The 17,415-nt window shown below is 72.3% G+C and carries 22 protein-coding genes; 7 read left to right on the forward strand and 15 right to left on the reverse strand.

Going from position 1 to position 17,415, the window contains the following annotated elements:
• Nucleotides 1–53 precede the first annotated feature (53 nt).
• A complete protein-coding gene (locus OHA65_RS17600; protein WP_405762111.1) occupies nt 54–1,373 on the forward strand; it encodes an MDR family MFS transporter in 1,320 nt (439 codons plus the stop codon).
• A 73-nt stretch (nt 1,374–1,446) separates the two neighbouring features.
• Here OHA65_RS17600 and OHA65_RS17605 read toward each other — a convergent pair whose 3' ends face one another.
• Entirely contained in the window at nt 1,447–1,932 is a 486-nt protein-coding gene (locus OHA65_RS17605; RefSeq protein ID WP_327284057.1) for a YbjN domain-containing protein, read from the reverse strand.
• On the reverse strand, nt 1,925–3,307 hold the full coding sequence (gene mshA / locus OHA65_RS17610) for a D-inositol-3-phosphate glycosyltransferase (protein WP_371643941.1): 1,383 nt from the start codon (nt 3,305–3,307) through the stop codon (nt 1,925–1,927). The genes OHA65_RS17605 and mshA overlap by 8 nt, the downstream gene beginning before the upstream one ends.
• Nucleotides 3,308–3,501: 194 nt before the next feature.
• Between mshA and OHA65_RS17615 the strand changes: the two genes are divergently transcribed.
• The 3 genes from OHA65_RS17615 (at nt 3,502) to OHA65_RS17625 (ending at nt 7,134) form a co-directional block, all read left to right on the forward strand.
• Nucleotides 3,502–4,311: a class I SAM-dependent methyltransferase gene (locus tag OHA65_RS17615; protein WP_327284058.1), complete on the forward strand. Its 810-nt coding sequence runs from the start codon at nt 3,502–3,504 to the stop codon at nt 4,309–4,311.
• Between the two features lie 204 nt (nt 4,312–4,515).
• Entirely contained in the window at nt 4,516–5,586 is a 1,071-nt protein-coding gene (locus OHA65_RS17620) for an NlpC/P60 family protein (RefSeq protein WP_327284059.1), read from the forward strand.
• A 243-nt stretch (nt 5,587–5,829) separates the two neighbouring features.
• Nucleotides 5,830–7,134: a fused response regulator/phosphatase gene (locus OHA65_RS17625; RefSeq protein WP_327284060.1), complete on the forward strand. Its 1,305-nt coding sequence runs from the start codon at nt 5,830–5,832 to the stop codon at nt 7,132–7,134.
• A gap of 26 nt (nt 7,135–7,160) precedes the next feature.
• On the opposite strand, the gene OHA65_RS17630 is transcribed toward OHA65_RS17625, so the two are convergent.
• The 5 genes from OHA65_RS17630 to OHA65_RS17650 all read right to left on the reverse strand — a co-directional run bounded on the left by OHA65_RS17630 (nt 7,161) and on the right by OHA65_RS17650 (nt 9,611).
• A complete protein-coding gene (locus OHA65_RS17630; RefSeq protein ID WP_327284061.1) occupies nt 7,161–7,508 on the reverse strand; it encodes a DUF2516 family protein in 348 nt (115 codons plus the stop codon).
• Between the two features lie 127 nt (nt 7,509–7,635).
• Complete coding sequence (locus tag OHA65_RS17635) at nt 7,636–8,211, reverse strand: hypothetical protein (protein ID WP_327284062.1); 576 nt, start codon at nt 8,209–8,211, stop codon at nt 7,636–7,638.
• A gap of 25 nt (nt 8,212–8,236) precedes the next feature.
• Nucleotides 8,237–8,629 (reverse strand): helix-turn-helix transcriptional regulator, encoded by a 393-nt coding sequence (locus OHA65_RS17640; protein WP_327284063.1) that lies wholly within the window; start codon nt 8,627–8,629, stop codon nt 8,237–8,239.
• 81 nt (nt 8,630–8,710) lie between these two features.
• Nucleotides 8,711–9,127, reverse strand: coding sequence for a VOC family protein (locus OHA65_RS17645; RefSeq protein ID WP_405762113.1), 417 nt, complete (start codon nt 9,125–9,127; stop codon nt 8,711–8,713).
• Nucleotides 9,128–9,137: 10 nt separating this feature from the next.
• A complete protein-coding gene (locus OHA65_RS17650; protein ID WP_327284065.1) occupies nt 9,138–9,611 on the reverse strand; it encodes a helix-turn-helix transcriptional regulator in 474 nt (157 codons plus the stop codon).
• A 122-nt stretch (nt 9,612–9,733) separates the two neighbouring features.
• Between OHA65_RS17650 and OHA65_RS17655 the strand changes: the two genes are divergently transcribed.
• Nucleotides 9,734–10,273 carry a hypothetical protein gene (locus OHA65_RS17655; RefSeq protein ID WP_327284066.1) on the forward strand — a complete coding sequence of 180 codons (540 nt, stop codon included), beginning with the start codon at nt 9,734–9,736 and terminating at the stop codon, nt 10,271–10,273.
• Between the two features lie 16 nt (nt 10,274–10,289).
• Nucleotides 10,290–10,631 carry a deoxyxylulose-5-phosphate synthase gene (locus OHA65_RS17660; protein WP_327284067.1) on the forward strand — a complete coding sequence of 114 codons (342 nt, stop codon included), beginning with the start codon at nt 10,290–10,292 and terminating at the stop codon, nt 10,629–10,631.
• Nucleotides 10,632–10,649: 18 nt separating this feature from the next.
• Here OHA65_RS17660 and OHA65_RS17665 read toward each other — a convergent pair whose 3' ends face one another.
• The 3 genes from OHA65_RS17665 to OHA65_RS17675 all read right to left on the reverse strand — a co-directional run bounded on the left by OHA65_RS17665 (nt 10,650) and on the right by OHA65_RS17675 (nt 13,376).
• Entirely contained in the window at nt 10,650–11,426 is a 777-nt protein-coding gene (locus OHA65_RS17665; RefSeq protein WP_327285699.1) for a putative protein N(5)-glutamine methyltransferase, read from the reverse strand.
• A gap of 42 nt (nt 11,427–11,468) precedes the next feature.
• Nucleotides 11,469–12,713, reverse strand: coding sequence for a GNAT family N-acetyltransferase (locus tag OHA65_RS17670; protein ID WP_327284068.1), 1,245 nt, complete (start codon nt 12,711–12,713; stop codon nt 11,469–11,471).
• 69 nt (nt 12,714–12,782) lie between these two features.
• On the reverse strand, nt 12,783–13,376 hold the full coding sequence (locus OHA65_RS17675) for an AmfC protein (protein WP_327284069.1): 594 nt from the start codon (nt 13,374–13,376) through the stop codon (nt 12,783–12,785).
• A 161-nt stretch (nt 13,377–13,537) separates the two neighbouring features.
• Between OHA65_RS17675 and dtd the strand changes: the two genes are divergently transcribed.
• Nucleotides 13,538–13,963 (forward strand): D-aminoacyl-tRNA deacylase, encoded by a 426-nt coding sequence (gene dtd, locus OHA65_RS17680; protein WP_327284070.1) that lies wholly within the window; start codon nt 13,538–13,540, stop codon nt 13,961–13,963.
• Between the two features lie 5 nt (nt 13,964–13,968).
• Here dtd and OHA65_RS17685 read toward each other — a convergent pair whose 3' ends face one another.
• From OHA65_RS17685 to OHA65_RS17705, 5 genes are all read right to left on the reverse strand, one after another.
• Nucleotides 13,969–14,937 (reverse strand): folate-binding protein, encoded by a 969-nt coding sequence (locus tag OHA65_RS17685; protein ID WP_327284071.1) that lies wholly within the window; start codon nt 14,935–14,937, stop codon nt 13,969–13,971.
• A gap of 33 nt (nt 14,938–14,970) precedes the next feature.
• Complete coding sequence (locus OHA65_RS17690) at nt 14,971–15,426, reverse strand: transcriptional repressor (protein ID WP_327284072.1); 456 nt, start codon at nt 15,424–15,426, stop codon at nt 14,971–14,973.
• A gap of 90 nt (nt 15,427–15,516) precedes the next feature.
• Nucleotides 15,517–16,089 carry an FABP family protein gene (locus OHA65_RS17695; protein ID WP_030718398.1) on the reverse strand — a complete coding sequence of 191 codons (573 nt, stop codon included), beginning with the start codon at nt 16,087–16,089 and terminating at the stop codon, nt 15,517–15,519.
• 274 nt (nt 16,090–16,363) lie between these two features.
• Complete coding sequence (locus tag OHA65_RS17700) at nt 16,364–17,272, reverse strand: hypothetical protein (protein ID WP_329313874.1); 909 nt, start codon at nt 17,270–17,272, stop codon at nt 16,364–16,366.
• Nucleotides 17,269–17,409 carry a hypothetical protein gene (locus tag OHA65_RS17705; protein WP_405762116.1) on the reverse strand — a complete coding sequence of 47 codons (141 nt, stop codon included), beginning with the start codon at nt 17,407–17,409 and terminating at the stop codon, nt 17,269–17,271. Before OHA65_RS17705 ends, OHA65_RS17700 begins: the two co-directional genes overlap by 4 nt.
• Between the last annotated feature and the right edge of the window lie 6 nt (nt 17,410–17,415).

Consider the following 17,415-nt stretch of genomic DNA (forward strand, 5'->3'; position numbering starts at 1 on the left):
CTCGTAGGGTGCGTTGAGCATAAGAGCCACTTACATTGCCGGGGGGATTCCGTATGTCCGTTGCCAGTCTCAGACGGGCGGCGCGCGAGAGCGTGGCCGGCCTCCCCCGGGAGTTCTGGTGGCTGTGGACCAGCACCCTCGTGAACAGGCTCGGAGCCTTCGTCGCCACGTTCATGACCCTGTACCTGACCGTGGACCGGGGCTATTCGGCCTCCTTCGCGGGACTCGTGGTGGCCCTGCACGGGCTCGGCGGGGTGATCTCCTCGCTGGTCGCCGGGGTGATGACCGACCGGCTGGGCCGGCGCCCGACGCTGATGGCGGCCCAGGCCTCGACGGCGTTCTCGGTGGCGCTGCTCGGCTTCATGCAGCATCCGGCGGCCATCGCGGCGGTGGCGCTGCTGGTCGGCATGACCTCGAACGCCTCTCGCCCGGCGGTGCAGGCGATGATGGCCGACCTCGTGCGGCCGCAGGACCGGGTCCGGGCGTTCGCGCTGAACTACTGGGCGATCAACCTCGGCTTCGCCGTTTCGGCGACGGCGGCGGGCTTCGTCGCCGAGTACAGCTACCTCGCCGGGTTCCTCGGCGAGGCGGCGCTGACGCTGGTCTGCGCGGTGCTCGTGTACGTGAAGCTGCCGGAGACGCGGCCGGAGCGGACCGCCGCGCAGGAGGCCGCCGCCGAACCGGAGATCGGGCTCGGCACGGTGCTGCGGGACGGGCGCTTCATGGGCGTGGTCGGGCTGTCGTTCCTGATTTCGCTGATCTTCACGCAGGGGTCGTTCGGGCTGCCGTTGGCGATGGGCTCGGATGGCTTCTCCGCCGGGGACTACGGCCTGGTCATCGCCGTCAACGGGGTGCTGATCGTGCTGCTGCAGATCCCGGTCACCCGGTTCCTGGAGCAGGGCGACCCGCAGAAGCTGCTGGTGGTCTCGGCGCTGCTGGCCGGGTACGGGTTCGGACTGACGGCCTTCGCCGGATCGGTGTGGAGCCTCGGGCTGACGGTGTGCGTGTGGACGCTGGCCGAGATCATCAATTCGCCGACGCAGATGGGGCTGGTCGCCCGGCTCTCGCCGCTGCACGGGCGCGGCCGCTACCAGGGCATGTACACGATGTCGTGGGCGGTGGCCTCGCTGGTGGCTCCGCTGATGGCCGGGTTCATGATCGACCGGTGGGGGGCGGGCTGGCTGTGGGCGTCCGTGGCGCTGCTGGGCACGGTGGCGGCGCTGGGCTACTGGCTGCTGATGCGGAACCTGTCGCAGGGCGAGCCGGTGCCGCCGGCGGTCACCCCTGCATCGGCTCCGGTCCCGGCTCCGGTGGTTGCCGTTCCGGCCCCGGCCCAGGCCCCGACCCCCGTCGTCGCCGCCGTCGAGCTCTAGGGGCGTCCACCGCGCGCCGTACGGAGCCCTCGCCCTCGCGGGCGGCGTGGCTCCGCACGGCGCGCGCGGTGTTTCAGGACGGCTGCGTCAGGTGCTTGAAGGCGTCCAGGTTGCGGGTCGGCTCGCCGCGCGAGACGCGCCATTCGTACTCGCGGCGGATCGCGCTGGCGAAGCCCAGCTCCAGCAGGGTGTTGAAGGCTCCGTCCGCCGCCTCCAGGACCGTACCGAGCAGCCGGTCCAGTTCCTCCGGGTTCACCACCGACAGCGGGAGCCGGGCCGTGAGGTAGACGTCGCCGAGGCGGTCGACCGCGTAGGCCATCCCGTACAGCTTGAGGTTGCGCTCCAACAGCCAGCGGTGGACGCCCGCCTCGTTCTCGTCGGGGTGGCGGATCACGAAGGCGTTGACCGACAGCGAGTGCCGGCCGATCCGCAGCGAACAGGTGGTGCTCAGCTTGCGGGTGCCGGGGAGCTGGACGACGTAGGAGCCCGGCTCGGGGCTCTCCCAGCTCAGCTCGGCGCCGGCCAGCGTGGACTCGATGATCGCGGCGGTGTCAGCCATGGTGGGAGCGTACGCGACGGCGGTGATCATGCATCGCCGCGGTGTACACGTCCGCCGTGCCGCTGGCCGCGGTGTCCCAGCCGAAGAACTGCGCGTGCCGCGCGGCCTGGTCGCCCATCCGGTCCGCGAGCCCCGGGTCGTCCACGAAGCGCCGCAGCTCCCGCGCGTAGTCCACCGGGTCGTGCCCGGGTACGAGGATCCCCGTCACACCGTCGTTGACGGCGACGGGCAGTCCGCCGACCTCGGCGGCGAGCACCGGCGTGCCGGTGGCCTGGGCCTCGATGGCGACGAGCCCGAAGGACTCGTTGTACGAGGGCATGACCAGCACGGACGCCGCCCGGAACCAGTCGGCGAGGGCGTCCTGGCGGACCGGCGGGTGGAAGTGGACGAGGTCGGCGATGCCGAGCTTGGCCGCGAGCTTGTGGAGTCCCTCCGGCTTGGCGAGGCCGCTGCCGCTGGGCCCGCCGACGACGGGGACGAACAGGCGCCGGCGCAGCGAGGGGTCGCGGTCGACGAGCTCGGCGACCGCGCGCAGCAGGATGTCGGGGGCCTTCAGCGGCTGGATCCGGCCGGCGAAGAGCGGGATGACGGCGTCCTGCGGCAGGCCGAGGCGGGCGCGGGCGGCGGCCCGGCCGTCGGCGACGGTGAAGCGGTCGAGGTTCACGCCGGGGTGGACGACGGCCACCTTGCCGGGGTCGGCCTCGTAGTGCCGTACGAGCTCGTCGGCTTCTTCGGTGGTGTTCGCGATGAGCCGGTCGGCGGCGGCCACGATCTGGGTCTCGCCGATGACGCGGGCGGCGGGCTCGGGAGTGTCGCCCTCGGCCAGTGCGGCGTTCTTGACCTTGGCCATGGTGTGCATGGCGTGTACGAGGGGGACGCCCCAGCGTTCGGCGGCGAGCCAGCCCACGTGGCCGGAGAGCCAGTAGTGGGAGTGGACGAGGTCGTAGTAGCCGGGCCGGTGGCCGGCCCAGGCCTGCATGACGCCGTGGGTGAAGGCGCACAGCTGGGCCGGGAGCTCCTCCTTGGCGAGGCCTTCGTACGGGCCCGCGTCCACGTGCCGTACGAGGACCCCGGGAGCCAGCTCGACCACGGGCGGCAAGCCGCCTTCGGTGGCGCGGGTGAAGATCTCGACCTCGATGTTGATGGCGGCGAGGCGCTTGGCGAGCTCCACGATGTACACGTTCATGCCGCCGGCGTCGCCGGTGCCGGGCTGGTGCAGCGGCGAGGTGTGCACGCTGAGCATGGCGACGCGGCGCGGCTTGCGGTGGTGGCCGACGGCCGGCAGGCGTAGGCGGGGCGGGTCGTGGCGGGTGCTGCGGGCGGCGGCGATGCGCCCGCCGAGGCTGCCGCCGAGACGGGACACGTACTGGCTCAAGGGAGCATTTCCTCTCGCTCGGACGGCTCTCGGACAGCGGACGGACGGCGGACGGGCATGGCGGTACGGAGCGCGCGGGGCGCCCTTCAAGGAGTGCAACCCGGACGGCCGCGTCCCGCATTCCGGGGAACGCGTTGTTTTTTCCCGGGCGTCTGCTTTTCATCCGGCGGGGGCGCTCCGCTTACTCTCGGCGCATGTCCTCCCGCTCCGCCCCGCCCCCGCGTCGCCCTGTGGGCACGGTGACGCGCGGGACGACGAATCCGAACCGGCTGCGCCGCATGGACCGCTGGATCGCGGCCACCCACGGGCCGGCGCTGCGCCGCGCGGAGGCCCCGGTCGCGGTGGACCTCGGCTACGGAGCGGCGCCGTGGACCGCGGTGGAGCTGTTGGCCCGGCTGCGGGAGGCGGCGCCGCGGGTGCGGGTGGTCGGCATCGAGATCGAGCCGGCACGGGTCGCGGGGGCGAAGCCGTACGAGCGGGAGGGGCTCAGCTTCCGGCACGGCGGGTTCGAGGTGCCGCTGGAGGGCGGGGTGCGGCCGGCGCTGATCCGCGCGGCGAACGTCCTGCGCCAGTACGACGAGGAGCAGGTGGCGGCGGTCTGGGAGCGGCTGTGCGCGCGGCTGGCTCCGGACGGGCTGCTCGTCGAGGGGACCTGTGACGAGATCGGGCGGCGCCACGTGTGGGTCGCGCTGGGACCCGAGGGGGCGCGCACGGTGACGTTCGCGACCCGGCTGGGCTCCCTGGAACGCCCTTCGGACCTGGCGGAGCGGCTACCGAAGGCGCTCATCCACCGCAACGTGCAGGGCGAGCCGGTGCACGCGTTCCTGCGCGATTTCGACCGGGCGTGGGCGGCGGCGGCCCCCTACGCCTCGTACGGGGCGCGGCAGCGCTGGATCCGGACGGCGCGGGCACTGGCCGGCGATTGGCCGCTCGCGGACGGACCGGGGCGCTGGCGGCAGGGGGAACTGACGGTGCGCTGGGAGGCGTTGCGCCCGGCGGGGTGAATGTGGCGCGGCGGGGGAACCGGTTGGCGGGGCGGCCCGTTGAGTCGGCGGGGATCGGTGTGGGGGACTGGCACAAGATCGGGAGGGGTCCCGTGAGGGTGTTGGATTTCACCGACTCGTGGCACCATCCCGAAGGCAGCGCAAAGTTACTGATGAATAGTCAGATCTAATACCGGATCGGACTCGGGGCACCTTGGGGGGACCATGGGGACCGTGGAGCGTAGGCGGCGCAGCGGCGCGTCCACTCTCACGCTGCTGTGTGCGACGGCGCTGTTGGCGGTGTCGAGCGTCGTGGGCGCGACGGGCGTGGCGCAGGCGGCGCCGGCGCCCGAGCCGGGCGCCAAATCCCTTGAGCAGGTGCGCAAGGAGATCGACGGACTGTACCGCGAGGCGGGAACGGCGACGGACGCGTACAACCTCGCCGAGGGCGAGGTGAAGGCGCAGTCCGCCAAGATCGTCGAGATCGCGAAGCAGGTGGTGGCCGGCCAGGACCGGATCACGGCGCTGAAGGACCGCGTGGGGGCCGCCGCACGCGCCCAGTACCGCTCGGGCGGCATGCCGGCCGGCGCGCGGCTGGCCCTGAGCGGCACCCCGAGCCAGTTCCTCGACGGGGCGGACCGGATCCGCCAGGGCGAGAAGGCGACGACGGACCTGCTCTCCGAAATGAACCGCACGCAGAGCGACTTGCAGCAGTACGCGAAGGACGCCAGCGCGCAGTGGCAGAAGCTGGAAGCCAACCGGGTCAAGCAGGAGACCTCGAAGAAGCAGATCGAGGAGAAGATCAAGTCGGCCGAGGTGCTGGAGAGCAAACTGCAGGCCGAGGAGAAGGCCCGACTGATCCAGCTGGAGCAGGAGGCGCAGTACAAGTCGCAGACGGCGTGGCTGTCGACGGGCGTACTGAAGGAGATCAACAGCTCGGCGTCGGAGTCGGGCAAGAAGGCGGTCCAGTACGCCACCGGGCAGATGGGCAAGCCGTACGAGTGGGGCGCCGAGGGCCCGGGTTCCTTCGACTGCTCCGGCCTCACGTCGCAGGCCTGGCGGGCGGCGGGCAAGAACATCCCGCGCACCTCGCAGGAGCAGCTGCGACTGCTGCCGAAGGTCGCGATCAAGGACATGCGGCCGGGTGACCTGATCATCTACTTCGACGACGCGAGCCACGTCGGGATGTACGTGGGCGACGGCGCGATCGTCCACGCCCCCCGCCCGGGCCGCAACATCACCCTGACGGGCGCGGGCTCCATGCCGATCAAGGCCGTGGTCCGCCCCGACGCCTGATCACCGGCTCCGCCGAGGAGCCGGGCGGGGGAACCCCGGGGGGCTTCGGGACGTCTCGTCAGACGGGACGACGACGCCCCCCGCCGTGACGTTCGTCATTCAGCGCTCTTTCAGTGAGGCGGATTTTCCCCCGCGATACGGCATATGACGGTGGCCCTGGCCAGAACGCCATTCCGCTCTCCGGCCGGCGACCGCTAGGGTCGGCCGGACGCACCCTCGGGGGGAGGGAAGGAACCGGAGACGATGGCCGTACCCGTACCGCGGCAGAGGGACACCCCCGCCACGGAGAGCGCTCAGGCGAATGCGCCTGCAGTCGCGCACGCCACCGCGCCCCAGGCGTCCCTGACCCTGCTGGTGATCGAGGACGACCCCGCGGGCGGGCTCACCGTCCCCGAGATCCTCGACGCAGACCGGCACCGCATCCGGCTCCGCACCGCCCGCAACCTCACCGAGGCCGCGCGCCTGCTCACCCAGGACGTGCACTGCATCCTGCTGGACCTCTCCCTCTCGGGGACTCCGGGCGCCTCAAGCCCGGGCGTGGGCGCCGGCACGGGCACCGCCACCGCCGTCGTCGACCAGCTGGCCACCCTCCGCGAGGTGCTCCGGATCGCGCCCCGCCACGCCGTCCTCGTCCTGACCGCCGAGGCCGACGCCGAGCGCGCGGCCGAGGCCGTACGGGTCGGCGCCCAGGACTTCCTCTTCCGCGACGAGCTCGACGGCCGCCTCCTCAGCCGGGCGATCCGCTACGCGGTGGAGAGAAAACGGGCGGACATCGCCCAGTACAAGCTTGCAGAATCGAAACTTCGGGCCCAGGAGAACGCCCGCCTGGAACGCGGCCTGCTCCCCAACCCGCTCCTCGAAGGCTCCGACCTCCGCTTCGCCGCCCGCTACCGCCCCGGCCGCAGCCGCGCCCTCCTCGGCGGGGACTTCTACGACACCGTCCGCACGCCCGACGGCACCGTCCACGCCATGATCGGCGACGTCTGTGGCCACGGCCCCGACGAGGCAGCCCTCGGCGTCGAGCTCCGCATCGCCTGGCGTGCCCTGACCCTGGCCGGCCTGTGCGGCGACGACCTGCTGTCGACGCTCCAGGAGGTCCTGGAGGTGGAGCGCCCCTGCGAGGAGATCTTCGCGACCCTGTGCACGGTGGACATCTCCCCCGACGGCCGCCGCGCGGGCCTGTGCCTGGCGGGCCATCCGGCCCCGCTGATATCCCGGCCCGGCCGGCGCGCGCAGCTGCTCCCGTACGAAAACAGCGGACCGGCGCTCGGGCTGCTGCCCAAGGCCCGCTGGCCGCGCCGCCAGGTCGAGCTGGGCGGCACCTGGAGCCTGATGCTGTACACCGACGGCCTGATCGAGGGCCGCATCGGCGAAGGCAAGGAGCGGCTCGGGCAGGACGGGATGGTCGAGATGATCAACCGGCACCTCGACCGCGGCCTGAGCGGTGAGGGGCTGCTGGAGGCCTCCGTCACGGAGGCGCGGCGCCTGAACGGCGGCGAGCTCACCGACGACGTGGCGGTGGTCCTGCTCTCCCGCGCGGAGGGCTAAGCAGTGTCCGGGTCGCCCCGCCTGCGCTAGCGGCCGCCGTTGTACGGGCCGTACGGGCCGTCGCTGCTGCTGCCGCCGCTGCGGCGGCCGCCCCGTCCGCCGCCCGAGACCTGCTTGAGGGCCGGGCGTACGTCGACGAGGAACACGATGGTCGCGACGAGGCCGGCGATCTCCAGGAAGAGCATTCCGAGGAAGAAGTCCACCACCACGGTCACGCCGAGGATGACCAGCCAGAACGTCTTGCTCTGCTTGTCGGCGGCCCGGTACGCGTCCTCCCGCGCCAGCAGTGCGAAGACGAAGGCCACGACGGCCAGTGCCAGCATGGCGAAGCCGAGCAGCGGAAGCACGCCGTTGTCGAACCCGTTCATCAACATCGCCTTGACCGCCTTCTCACGCTACGCACGCCCGATGTGCCGCCTGTCTCCACGCTACCGGGAGAGCGGCTCTCGCAGACAACAACGGGCCGGACACCCTTCAGGTGCCCGGCCCGCCCACACCGAATCAGCTTTCGTCGGCCGTCACGGTGGCGGCCTTCTTCGTGTTGTTCTTGCGCACCACGGTCCGGCGGACGGCCGGCTTCTCCTCGTCGGAGCCCGCGGCCTCGCCCTCGGCCGACGCCTTTGCCGGGGCGTCGGCGGGGGCGGCCGGCTCGACGGCGACCGCGATGTCGACGATCTCCTCGGAGACCTCGCCCCGCCACGTGCGCACGGTCTGCTCGCCGTGCTCGGCGACCTTGTCGTAGGTCTCCTTGGCGCGCACGGCGTACTCGGCGGCCACGCCGACGCCGCGCAGTGCCAGGTCCTGGGCGGTCTCCCCGAGCTTCTTCGGGTCGATCGCGGTCAGTACCTCGGCGAACTTGGCGGTGACCGCCTCCTGCGCCTCCCGCGCCTTCTCCTGCACGATCTTCGGGTCGGTGTTCTTCACGGCCTCGATGCGCGCGGGGGCCTCTGCGCGCAGCTGCTCGATCAGCCCGGGCACCTTCTTGGCCTGCTGCACCGCGAGGTCGGCGGTGCCGGCGGCGAAGTAGAGCGGAGTCGGGTCGGTGAGGGTCTTCTTCAGGTCATCGGCGATGGCCATGTGGCTGGTCCTCCCGGATCACAGTTCAGTTCGTAGGGTGCATCACGTCGTCCGCGCCGGCCGGGTCGGCCTCGGTCGCGTTCTCCTTGCGGAACGAGTCGTAGATCTGGAGCAGCACCTGCTTCTGCCGCTCGTTGATGGACGGGTCGCCGAGTATGGCGGCCCGCGTCTCGACCTCGTCGCGGTCCCGCTCGTCGAGGATCCCGGCCTGCACGTACAGCGTCTCCGCGGAGATCCGCAGCGCCTTGGCGAGCTGCTGGAGGATGTCCGCGCTCGGCTTGCGCAGCCCGCGCTCGATCTGGCTCAGGTACGGATTCGACACCCCCGCGGCATCGGCGAGCTGCCGCAGCGAGAGCTGGGCCTGCCGCCGCTGTTCGCGGAGGTATTCGCCGAGATTTCCGACGTTGAGCGATGCCATGCCCCGATCCTGCCGGACGCTGCTAACTATTGCAAGCGCCTGCTTGCAAAATCACCCACGTGCGGCTCCACCGGGCGCGCCTCACCGGGGGCGCGACTGGTTGATGCGCAGCATGTTGCCGGCCGGGTCGCGGAAGGCGCAGTCGCGGACCCCGTAGGGCTGGTCCACCGGTTCCTGGAGCACCTCGCCGCCCGCGGCCCGGATGCGCTCGAAGGCGGCGTCGACGTCGTCGGTGGAGAAGATCACGCCGCGCAGCATGCCCTTGGCCAGCAGCTCGGCCATCGCCTGCCGGTCGGCGGGCGCGGCGTTCGGGTTCGCGGCCGGCGGTTCGAGGACGATCTCCACGTCCGGCTGCGCGGGCGAGCCGACGGTCACCCAGCGCATCCCCTCGAACGCCACGTCGTTGCGGACCTCAAGGCCGAGGGCGTCACGGTAGAAGGCGAGCGCCTTGTCGTGGTCGTCGACCGCGATGAAGCACTGGGACAGCTTGATTTCCATGCATCCGACGCTAAGCGCGGCCGGAGGTTTCCGCTTCCCCGCTCGGACCGCTCCCGCTCGGACCGCTCCCGCCCGGCCCGCTCTCGCCCGGCCCGTTCCTGACCGGCCGGGTGAGGATCTTGGCGATGCACGCCGGAATGGCCGCGCCCGGTTCATGACTGCGGGCCCGGTACGCGCTCGGGCTCTCGCCGACCAGCTCGGTGAAGCGCGAGCTGAACGAACCCAGCGAGGTGCAGCCGACCTCGAAGCAGACCTCGGTCACGCTCAGGTCGCCCCGCCGCAGCAGCGCCTTGGCCCGCTCGACGCGGCGGGTCATCAGGTAGCTGTACGGGGTCTCCCCGAACGCGGCCCGGAAGCTGCGGGAGAAGTGCCCCGGCGACATGAGGGCGACGCGCGCCAATGCCGGCACGTCCAGGGGCTGCGCGTACTCGCGGTCCATCATGTCCCGGGCCCGGCGCAGCCGTACGAGGTCCTCAAGCGTCACCCCGCCAGCGTAAGGCGGTGGCGGCGGTGGCGGGAGACCGTGACAGCCGCGAGCGGGACCCGCCGTCCCGCCGGCCCGTGAACTCGTTGGCCGGGCCGCCGTGTTGTCCGTACGCTCGCAGGATGTCCGCACCCGAGAACATCGAGGCCTGGGACCGGGTCGAGTCCCGCCCGGACCTCGTCGCCTACCTGCTCCTGCTGGCGGCCGAGGACGAGCACGGCCGGGCGCACCGGGGCGTCGACGGCTTCCTCTGGGGCTGGGTGACGGTACTGGACCGGCACCTCGACGGCACCGCCGTGCTCGGCGGCGGCTGGCGCGGGCTGGCCTGCCAGCTGTACCGGGCGCGCACGGCCGAGCCGCGCCCCGACGCGGCGCTCGCCGAGCCCGCCACGGACGAGGACGCGGTGTCGGACGCGGCGCAGCTGCGCCGGTACGTGGCGACGCTGGCCGTGGACTTCGCCCGCGACCGGCGGGAGCTGCGCGCCCGTGCCGCGCGCGGCCTGTGGGCCGGCGACGGCGGGAGCTGGGCGCACGGCACCGCGGACGCGTGGTTCGACGGTTGGGCCTCGTGGCTCGCGGCGACGCCCTTCGCGCACGAACTGGAGCCGGTCGGATGGCGGTCGATCGCCGAACAGCTCGGCGCCGCACGGATCTACGAGTAGGAGGCGGGTCAGTTCCATGCCCCATCGGTTCGCTCACGTCTGCACGGCCTGCCGGATCTCGCTCAAGCGGGACAGGTACGACGAGCGGGGCCAGGAGCTCGGACACCGGTGTCCGCGGTGCCGGAGGGCACTGGTGCACGCCGGTGATTCCTTCGAGGCGCCGCCGCGTCGGGACGTCGCCGCGTGGCGCGTGGTCGCCGTACTGCTGGACGCCGGGATCGGCTTCCAGCAGGCCTGCTGCGGCTGCGGGCCCGGCTACCGGCCCCGCAGCCTGCGCGAGGTCCGGGAGCGGGCGCGGTGGGCGCGCCGGACCGGCCGGTCCCTCGCCGGGGCCCTGGTGACCGCCGACCTTCCCTAAGCCTTCCCTAGGCCTTCCCTAGGCCGCGCGGGTCCCGATCACGATCGTTGCGCACAGCTCCTCCGAGGTGGCCGCGCGGACCGCCAGGCCCGCCGCCGAGAGGGCCGAGGCCGTCTGCGGGGACTGCCTGGCGCTCGTCTCGATCAGCAGCCGGCCGCCCGGAGCCAGCCAGGGCAGGGCCCCGGCCGCGACCCGGCGGTGGATGTCCAGGCCGTCCGCGCCACCGTCCAGGGACGTCAGCGGCTCGTGTTCACGGGCCTCCGGGGGCAGCAGCCCGATCTCCTGGGTCGGTACGTACGGGGCATTGACCACCAGGAGGTCCACCCGGCCGCGCAGCGAGTCGGGGAGCGCCGCGTACAGGTCGCCCCGGTGGACCTGCCCGCCGTACGGGGTCACGTTGAGCCGTGCGTACGCCAGCGCCGCCGGGTCGATGTCCGCGGCGTGCAGTTCCACCCGGGGGCCGAGCTGCGCCGCCACCGCCGCGCCCAGCGCGCCGACCCCGCAGCACAGGTCCAGTACGACGGCGTCGGGCCGGGCCAGGGACACCGCCTCCTGCACCAGGAACTCGGTGCGCCGGCGCGGTACGAACGCACCCTCTCCCACGCGCACGCGCAGTCCGCAGAACTCCGCCCATCCGACGACGTGTTCCAGGGGTTCGCCGCCGGCCCGGCGTGCCACCAGGTCCGCCAGGTGCCCCTCGTCCTCGGCGGCCGCCGACAGCAGTTGCGCTTCTTCCTCGGCGAACACGCAGCCCGCCGCACGCAGGGTTTCCACAATCGAAGCCACGTGGCTCAGTCCGCTCCTCGGTTCGTACTCCAACAGGACAAGACTGCGGGGTCAGAAGACGTCCGGGCACCACGGGCGCCGTGCGGTGCGGAACACCGCGTCCGCCAGCGCCAGCGCCCCCGGCCGTTCCTCCGCGATCCGGCCGAGCGCGCCGAGGCGCACCGCCGATTCGTCGCCGAGGTAGAGGGAGCCCAGCGCGGAGGCGTCGAGGCGCAGGTCCGCCGGGTCCTCGGTGGGCGTGCACTTCCCGGTGCCCGCGTCGAGCCGGTAGCGGCCGGCGGCCGGCCCCGCCGGGTCCGTCACGTCCAGTACGAGGACTCCGGGCACGGCGTACGTCCGCGCGCCCAGCGCCCGTGCGACGTCCAGGAGGCGCACCCACAGGAAGTCGGAGGCCGTCACGATCCGGGCGGCGCGCGGGTCGGGGAGCAGCTGGGCGACGAGGTCGTCGGGGGCGCGGTAGCCGGTGCGGACCTTCAGGACCCAGTCGATGGAGCACAGGAAGTGCCACAGTGCGCGCTGCGCGTCGGGAGTGACCGCGATCAGGTCCTTGACCTGCACGGTGTTGAGCGGGACCTTGCCGTCCGTCCAGTGGTCGTCGGACGTGTACACGACGAGGCCGGCAGGCTCGCCGTCCGCCGTCCGGTACACGGCGTGGAACGCCTCCTTGTACGGCCGGGTGGAGATCTCCTCCAGGCCGGTGGCCAGGCTCCACCAGCGCGCGCTGCGGTTGACCGTGCCGGGCGAGAACGCCCGCAGCCGCTCGTGCAGCCCGGGCCCGATCGTCCGCGCCTCGGCGACGTCCACCAGCTCGATCCGGCCGCCGTCCGCGGGCCCGGACCAGCGCGGGTCGAGCCCGGTGCGGCTCACGTCGATCTCCCACTCGCAGACCGAGGCGGCGGGCCCGAACCCGTACCGCCCGTAGATCGGGTACTCGGCGGCGATCAGCGTGGACACGACGTCGCCGCGCGCCTTCGCGGCCGCCAGCTCGGTGGCCATCATCCGGTTCAGCAGGCCCTGGCGGCGGTGCGTGGGCAGCACGGCGACGTTGGTGACGGCGCTCGCGGGCACGGTCGCCCCGCCGGGGACGGTCAGCTCCTGCTCGACGGAGCGCAGGGTGGCCACGCAGCGTCCCGTGGCGTCGTCGAAAGCACCCAGCGCGCGGTGCAGGTCGGTGTGCTTGGCCCGTTGGGCGAGATCGGACTCGGTGACGCGGTCGGGCCGCAGGAAGCCGGTGGATACGGCCCTGAGCCACTCGGAGAGTTCGGATTCGGCGATCGGCCGGACGTCTGCGCTCATGACCGGCCACGCTAAACCGCCGCCCCGGCGCGAGTCGCCCGAATTACCCGCGCCGGCCGGCCGCCGGCCCTACACCAGGAGGTCGTCCACCTGTGCCTCGCCCTCCCGGTAGCGCCGGGTGATCTCCGCGCTGCAGCCGTCCGCCGTGCGCTGGAGCTGCTGCCGGCGCCGCGAGACCTGCTGTTCGTAACGCACCAACCGGCCCATCGCGTCGTGCAGCTCCCCGTCGGTCCGGGCGTCCAGGTCCGACAGCTCCACGTCGGACAGCATCTCCGCGGCCAGCAGCCGGAACTCCTCGCTGTGCGGGGTGCCGAGCGTGACGTGCCGGGCGGAGGCGCTGCGGCGCGAGGGCGCGTCGGCGAGGATCTCCGAGAGCCTGTCGACGACCGGAGGCTCCGCGGTCACCGGGGCCTGCGGGTCGGTGCGCCGGGCCAGTTCGGCGCGCAAGATGTCGATCCGGCCCTGGAGGAGTCTGCGTACGTAGCTCAGGTCGGCCTCGTCGCGCTGCGCGTCGCGGCGCAGCGTGCGCAGTTCCGGCAGTCCGAGCGCGGTGGCGGGCGTGGTCAGCGCCTGCTCCTCGCCCGTGCGCTGCGCGGGCGGTCGGGCCGCGCCTGTCGGAGTGGCCGCGGGTGATGCAGGTACGGAGGTACCAGAAGTGTTCATGTGACGTGTCCGTCCCCTCGACCGGTGCATGGGGTCTCGCCCGGCCCGTGGGACCGGTGAGAAGCACCGCCTGCGTGCATCGTGCCACTCTCCGTGGTGCCGGTGCAGTCCCACGCCACCCGATCGGCCCCTGATGGGTGCACGCCTGGTACACAGGTGGTATGCGAGCAGTGGTGCAGAGGGTGGACGGCGCGAGCGTCGTCGTGGCCGGTGAGACCGTGGGCGAGATCGTCGGCGAGGGGCTGTGCGTGCTGGTGGGCATGACCCACGACGACACCCCGGAGAAGGCGGCGCAACTGGCTCGAAAGCTGTGGTCCGTGCGGATCCTGGAGGCGGAGAAGTCCTGTAGCGACGTGAACGCGCCGCTACTGGTGATCTCCCAGTTCACGCTCTACGGAGACGCCCGCAAGGGCCGGCGCCCCACGTGGAACGCGGCGGCGCCGGGCGAGGTCGCCGAGCCGCTGGTCGACGAGGTCGTCGCGCAGCTGCGCGCGCTGGGCGCGACGGTGGAAACGGGCCGGTTCGGCGCGGACATGCGGGTCTCGCTGACCAACCACGGCCCGTTCACCATCGTCATCGACGTGTAGGACCGTTAGGGCGCTACGACGACCTCCTGCGCGGCGGCCGTCGTCCCGGCCAGCAGCGGGGCGTCGACCGGCACGTTCCGCTTGACCAGGGCGAGCGCGATCGGGCCCAGCTCGTGGTGGCGGACCGCGGTGGTCACGAAGCCCAGCTGGCGGCCCTCCTCCCCGTCCGCGGCGAGCCGGACCGGGGTGCCGTGCGCCGGCAGCAGCACCTCCGAGCCGTCGAGGTGCAGGAAGACCAGTCGGCGCGGGGGCTTGCCGAGGTTGTGGACGCGGGCCACCGTCTCCTGGCCGCGGTAGCAGCCCTTCTGGAGGTGCACGGCGGTGCCGATCCAGCCCAGCTCGTGCGGGATGGTCCGGTGGTCGGTCTCCAGGCCGAGCCGCGGCCGGTGCGCCTCGACGCGCAGGGCCTCGTACGCGAGGAGCCCGGCGGCCGGCGCGTGGGCGGCGGCGAAGGCCTCCAGCTCGGCGCGGGGCAGGAAGACGTCGCGGCCGTGCGCGGTCTCCCGTACGGCGTACTCCTCGGCGACCTCGGCGATGGAGCCGGCCGGCAGGTGCACGACGGCGAAGTCGGCGGTCCGGTCGGCGACTTCGACGCGGTAGAAGAACTTCATCGACTCCAGGTAGGCGATCAGCGCGTCCTGGGTGCCGGGCTCCACGTGCGCCCACACGGTCTCGCCGTCGTCGACGAGGTAGAGCGCGTGCTCGATGTGGCCGTTCGCGGAAAGGATCAACGCCTCGGTGGCCTGCCCGGGCGGGAGTTCCGTCAGGTGCTGGGTGAGCAGCAGGTGCAGCCAACTCAGCCGCTCCGGTCCGGTCACGGCGACGACCCCGCGGTGCGAGAGGTCGACGAAACCGCGGCCGTCGGCGAGCGCGCGCTGTTCGCCGTACAGCTCTCCGTAGTGGGCGGCGACGCCCTCGTCGCGGCCTTCGGCCGGTACGGCGCCGGGGAGATGGAGCAAGGGGCTGCTGGTCATGCCACCAAGCCTACGGCCCTGCCCGGGCCGCTCCTATGCCGGAGCGGCGTGCTGTTTGGCGGCGCACTTCTTGCACAGTCCGAAGATCGCGAAGTGCTTCATGTCGGTCTCGAAGCCGAAGGTGGCGCGGAGCTTCGCGGTGAACTCGGCGGCGATGTCCACGTCCGCCTCGATCACGTCGGTGCACTCGCGGCAGACCAGGTGGATGTGGTGGTGCCGGTCGGCGAGGTGGTACGTGGGGGCCCCGTGCCCGAGGTGGGCGTGCGAGACCAGCTTCAGCTCCTCCAGGAGCTCCAGCGTGCGGTAGACGGTGGAGACGTTGACCCCGGACGCGGTCTTGCGCACGTGGGCGAGGATCTCGTCCGGTGTCGCGTGTTCCAGCGTGTCGACGGCTTCCAGCACGAGCTGGCGCTGCGGGGTCAGCCGGTATCCGCGCTGCCGCAGGTCGCTCTTCCAGTCGGCACTCTCGGTGTCTCCGATGCTCCCCACCCGGCCAGTGTAAGCGCGCGAAGGGGACCGCGGGCTCGGCCCGCGGTCCCCTTCTTGCACGCTCTGTGGATGTCCGCCCGACTCAAGGACTCAGCGGAAGAAGGCGATGCCGTCGTCCGGCATGTCGGGGAGGTTGCGCGCCATCTCGGCAACCTCCTCGGGGGTGACGACCTTCTTGAGCTGGGCCGACATGTACGGGCGCAGCTCGACGTCCGGCGTGGCCTTCTCGCCGACCCACATCAGGTCGCTCTTGACGTAGCCGTAGAGCCGCTTGCCGCCGCTGTACGGGCCGGAGGCCGCGGTGCGCGCGACGGCGTCCGTGGCCAGGTCGATCTGCGGCTTCTGGTCGGCGAGCTCGCCGTACCAGACCTCGACGACGCCCTGGTCACGGACCATGACGATCTCGACCTTGCGGTCCTTGTCGATGCGCCAGTAGCCGGACTCGGACTCCAGCGGCCGCACCTTGTTGCCCTCGGCGTCGAGGACCCAGCTGTGGGAGGTGTACTCCAGGAAGTCCCGGCCGTCGTGGCTGAAGACGACTTCCTGGCCGAAGTTGCACTTCTCTTCACCGGGGAAGTCGAATACGCCCGCGCCCTCCCAGGTACCGAGGAGGAAGGCGAGGGGGACGAGGCCCGGGTTCAGGTCGGACGGGATCTGGATCATGAATGGCTGCTCAGGCGATCTGTGGGAGGGGTTCCGGGTCCGGGTCGGCGGCCGATCGGATGATCAGCGCTGGCCCTGGTACAGCTTCTTCACTGCGAGGCCGGTGAAGGCGAGCACGCCGACGCAGACCAGGATCAGCAGGGAGGTGAAGAATGCCTCAAGCACGGGGTGCTCCTCGGAGTGATGTGGGCGTGTACGGGGCCGGTCCCCAAGCCTACTGGCCCGGGGACCGCCGCACTCCGTGAGGTAGGCCGTACGCCCCTCCGGGGGGTGATCAGCCCAGCAGCTGGCTCTGCAGGATCACCGTCTGGTGGAGGGGGACGACCGGGGCCTGCCCCTTGCGGGTCTGCAGGACCAGGGCCTGGACGTCGCCCGACTGGACGCAGCCGAACCGGACCTGCTCGTCACCCGTCGGCTTGGCCTCCTGGTAGAGCGTGACGTCGTGGGCACTGCGCCAGGAGGGGCCGGAGGCCGAACCGTCGCTGCCCAGGTCGTTGCGCTGGCTCCTCTTGACCTCGCTCCAGACCGGGTCGGCCTCCAGCACGGAGGCATTGGCCAGACCTGTTGAGATCGTGCAGCCCTTGAAGGCGTCCACGAACCCCGAGCCGTGGAAACGCAGCAGGTAGATGCGGGTGCGGGTGCCGTCCGGGGTGGTCCAGCCGCGCCCGGCGATCTGGCGCAGCCCTCCGTTCACGAGCGATGCCTTGAGCTTCTCCCGCTCGCCGGCCTGGTACTCCTCCAGGAAGGTGTCGACCGGCACCGCCTCGTCCTTCTCCAGCTTCAGCGTGGGGTCGGGGGTCGCGCCGGCGGGAGCGGGCAGCAGCAGCTGGTTCAGACCGGCGTAGTGGATGCCCTCCGGGTTGTCCTCGGCGAACGGCAACGCGGCGCCCGCGGGCAGCTCCGGCTTGACCAGTGCCGGGTACTTCCAGCGGCCGTCGTCCTTGGTGGACAGGCCGGGGACGTCGGTGCGCTCGACGCGGGTGATCCCGTACGTGACCCCCGCGCCGACGGTCGCGAAGACGAGCACCGCGGCCGTCCAGCGCAGCGCGGCGAACAGCTTGCGGCGGTCCTTGGGCACGGGCGGCGACGCGGGCGGCGCGACGGCCTCGGCGGTCGGCGCGACGGCATCGGACCCCGCGGGCGTCCGCCCCGGGGCGGTCTCGGTGGTGTTGAGCTCGGTCACACGGACTCCCCGGGGGACTTCAGGCCGAGTACGACGGCGCCGGCGATCAGGAGGACCGTGCGGCGGCGCCCGCGGGCACGGCGCGTTCCGGTCTCCTCCCCTTCCGGCTGCTCAGGGGTGGTCTGTGCGTGTTCCAAGGAAGT

Origin of the sequence: Streptomyces sp. NBC_00045, assembly GCF_045041095.1 — a bacterium.
Taxonomy (GTDB): domain Bacteria; phylum Actinomycetota; class Actinomycetes; order Streptomycetales; family Streptomycetaceae; genus Streptomyces.

Excerpts from the sequence above, each read along its gene's own strand:
- OHA65_RS17600 (WP_405762111.1), top strand. The coding sequence starts at position 54 with ATGTCCGTTGCCAGTCTCAGACGGGCGGCGCGCGAGAGCGTGGCCGGC.
- OHA65_RS17605 (WP_327284057.1), bottom strand. The coding sequence starts at position 1,932 with ATGGCTGACACCGCCGCGATCATCGAGTCCACGCTGGCCGGCGCCGAG.
- OHA65_RS17615 (WP_327284058.1), top strand. The coding sequence starts at position 3,502 with ATGTCCTCCCGCTCCGCCCCGCCCCCGCGTCGCCCTGTGGGCACGGTG.
- OHA65_RS17620 (WP_327284059.1), top strand. The coding sequence starts at position 4,516 with ATGGGGACCGTGGAGCGTAGGCGGCGCAGCGGCGCGTCCACTCTCACG.
- OHA65_RS17625 (WP_327284060.1), top strand. The coding sequence starts at position 5,830 with ATGGCCGTACCCGTACCGCGGCAGAGGGACACCCCCGCCACGGAGAGC.
- OHA65_RS17630 (WP_327284061.1), bottom strand. The coding sequence starts at position 7,508 with ATGTTGATGAACGGGTTCGACAACGGCGTGCTTCCGCTGCTCGGCTTC.
- OHA65_RS17635 (WP_327284062.1), bottom strand. The coding sequence starts at position 8,211 with ATGGCCATCGCCGATGACCTGAAGAAGACCCTCACCGACCCGACTCCG.
- OHA65_RS17640 (WP_327284063.1), bottom strand. The coding sequence starts at position 8,629 with ATGGCATCGCTCAACGTCGGAAATCTCGGCGAATACCTCCGCGAACAG.
- OHA65_RS17645 (WP_405762113.1), bottom strand. The coding sequence starts at position 9,127 with ATGGAAATCAAGCTGTCCCAGTGCTTCATCGCGGTCGACGACCACGAC.
- OHA65_RS17655 (WP_327284066.1), top strand. The coding sequence starts at position 9,734 with ATGTCCGCACCCGAGAACATCGAGGCCTGGGACCGGGTCGAGTCCCGC.
- OHA65_RS17660 (WP_327284067.1), top strand. The coding sequence starts at position 10,290 with ATGCCCCATCGGTTCGCTCACGTCTGCACGGCCTGCCGGATCTCGCTC.
- OHA65_RS17670 (WP_327284068.1), bottom strand. The coding sequence starts at position 12,713 with ATGAGCGCAGACGTCCGGCCGATCGCCGAATCCGAACTCTCCGAGTGG.
- OHA65_RS17675 (WP_327284069.1), bottom strand. The coding sequence starts at position 13,376 with ATGAACACTTCTGGTACCTCCGTACCTGCATCACCCGCGGCCACTCCG.
- dtd (WP_327284070.1), top strand. The coding sequence starts at position 13,538 with ATGCGAGCAGTGGTGCAGAGGGTGGACGGCGCGAGCGTCGTCGTGGCC.
- OHA65_RS17685 (WP_327284071.1), bottom strand. The coding sequence starts at position 14,937 with ATGACCAGCAGCCCCTTGCTCCATCTCCCCGGCGCCGTACCGGCCGAA.
- OHA65_RS17695 (WP_030718398.1), bottom strand. The coding sequence starts at position 16,089 with ATGATCCAGATCCCGTCCGACCTGAACCCGGGCCTCGTCCCCCTCGCC.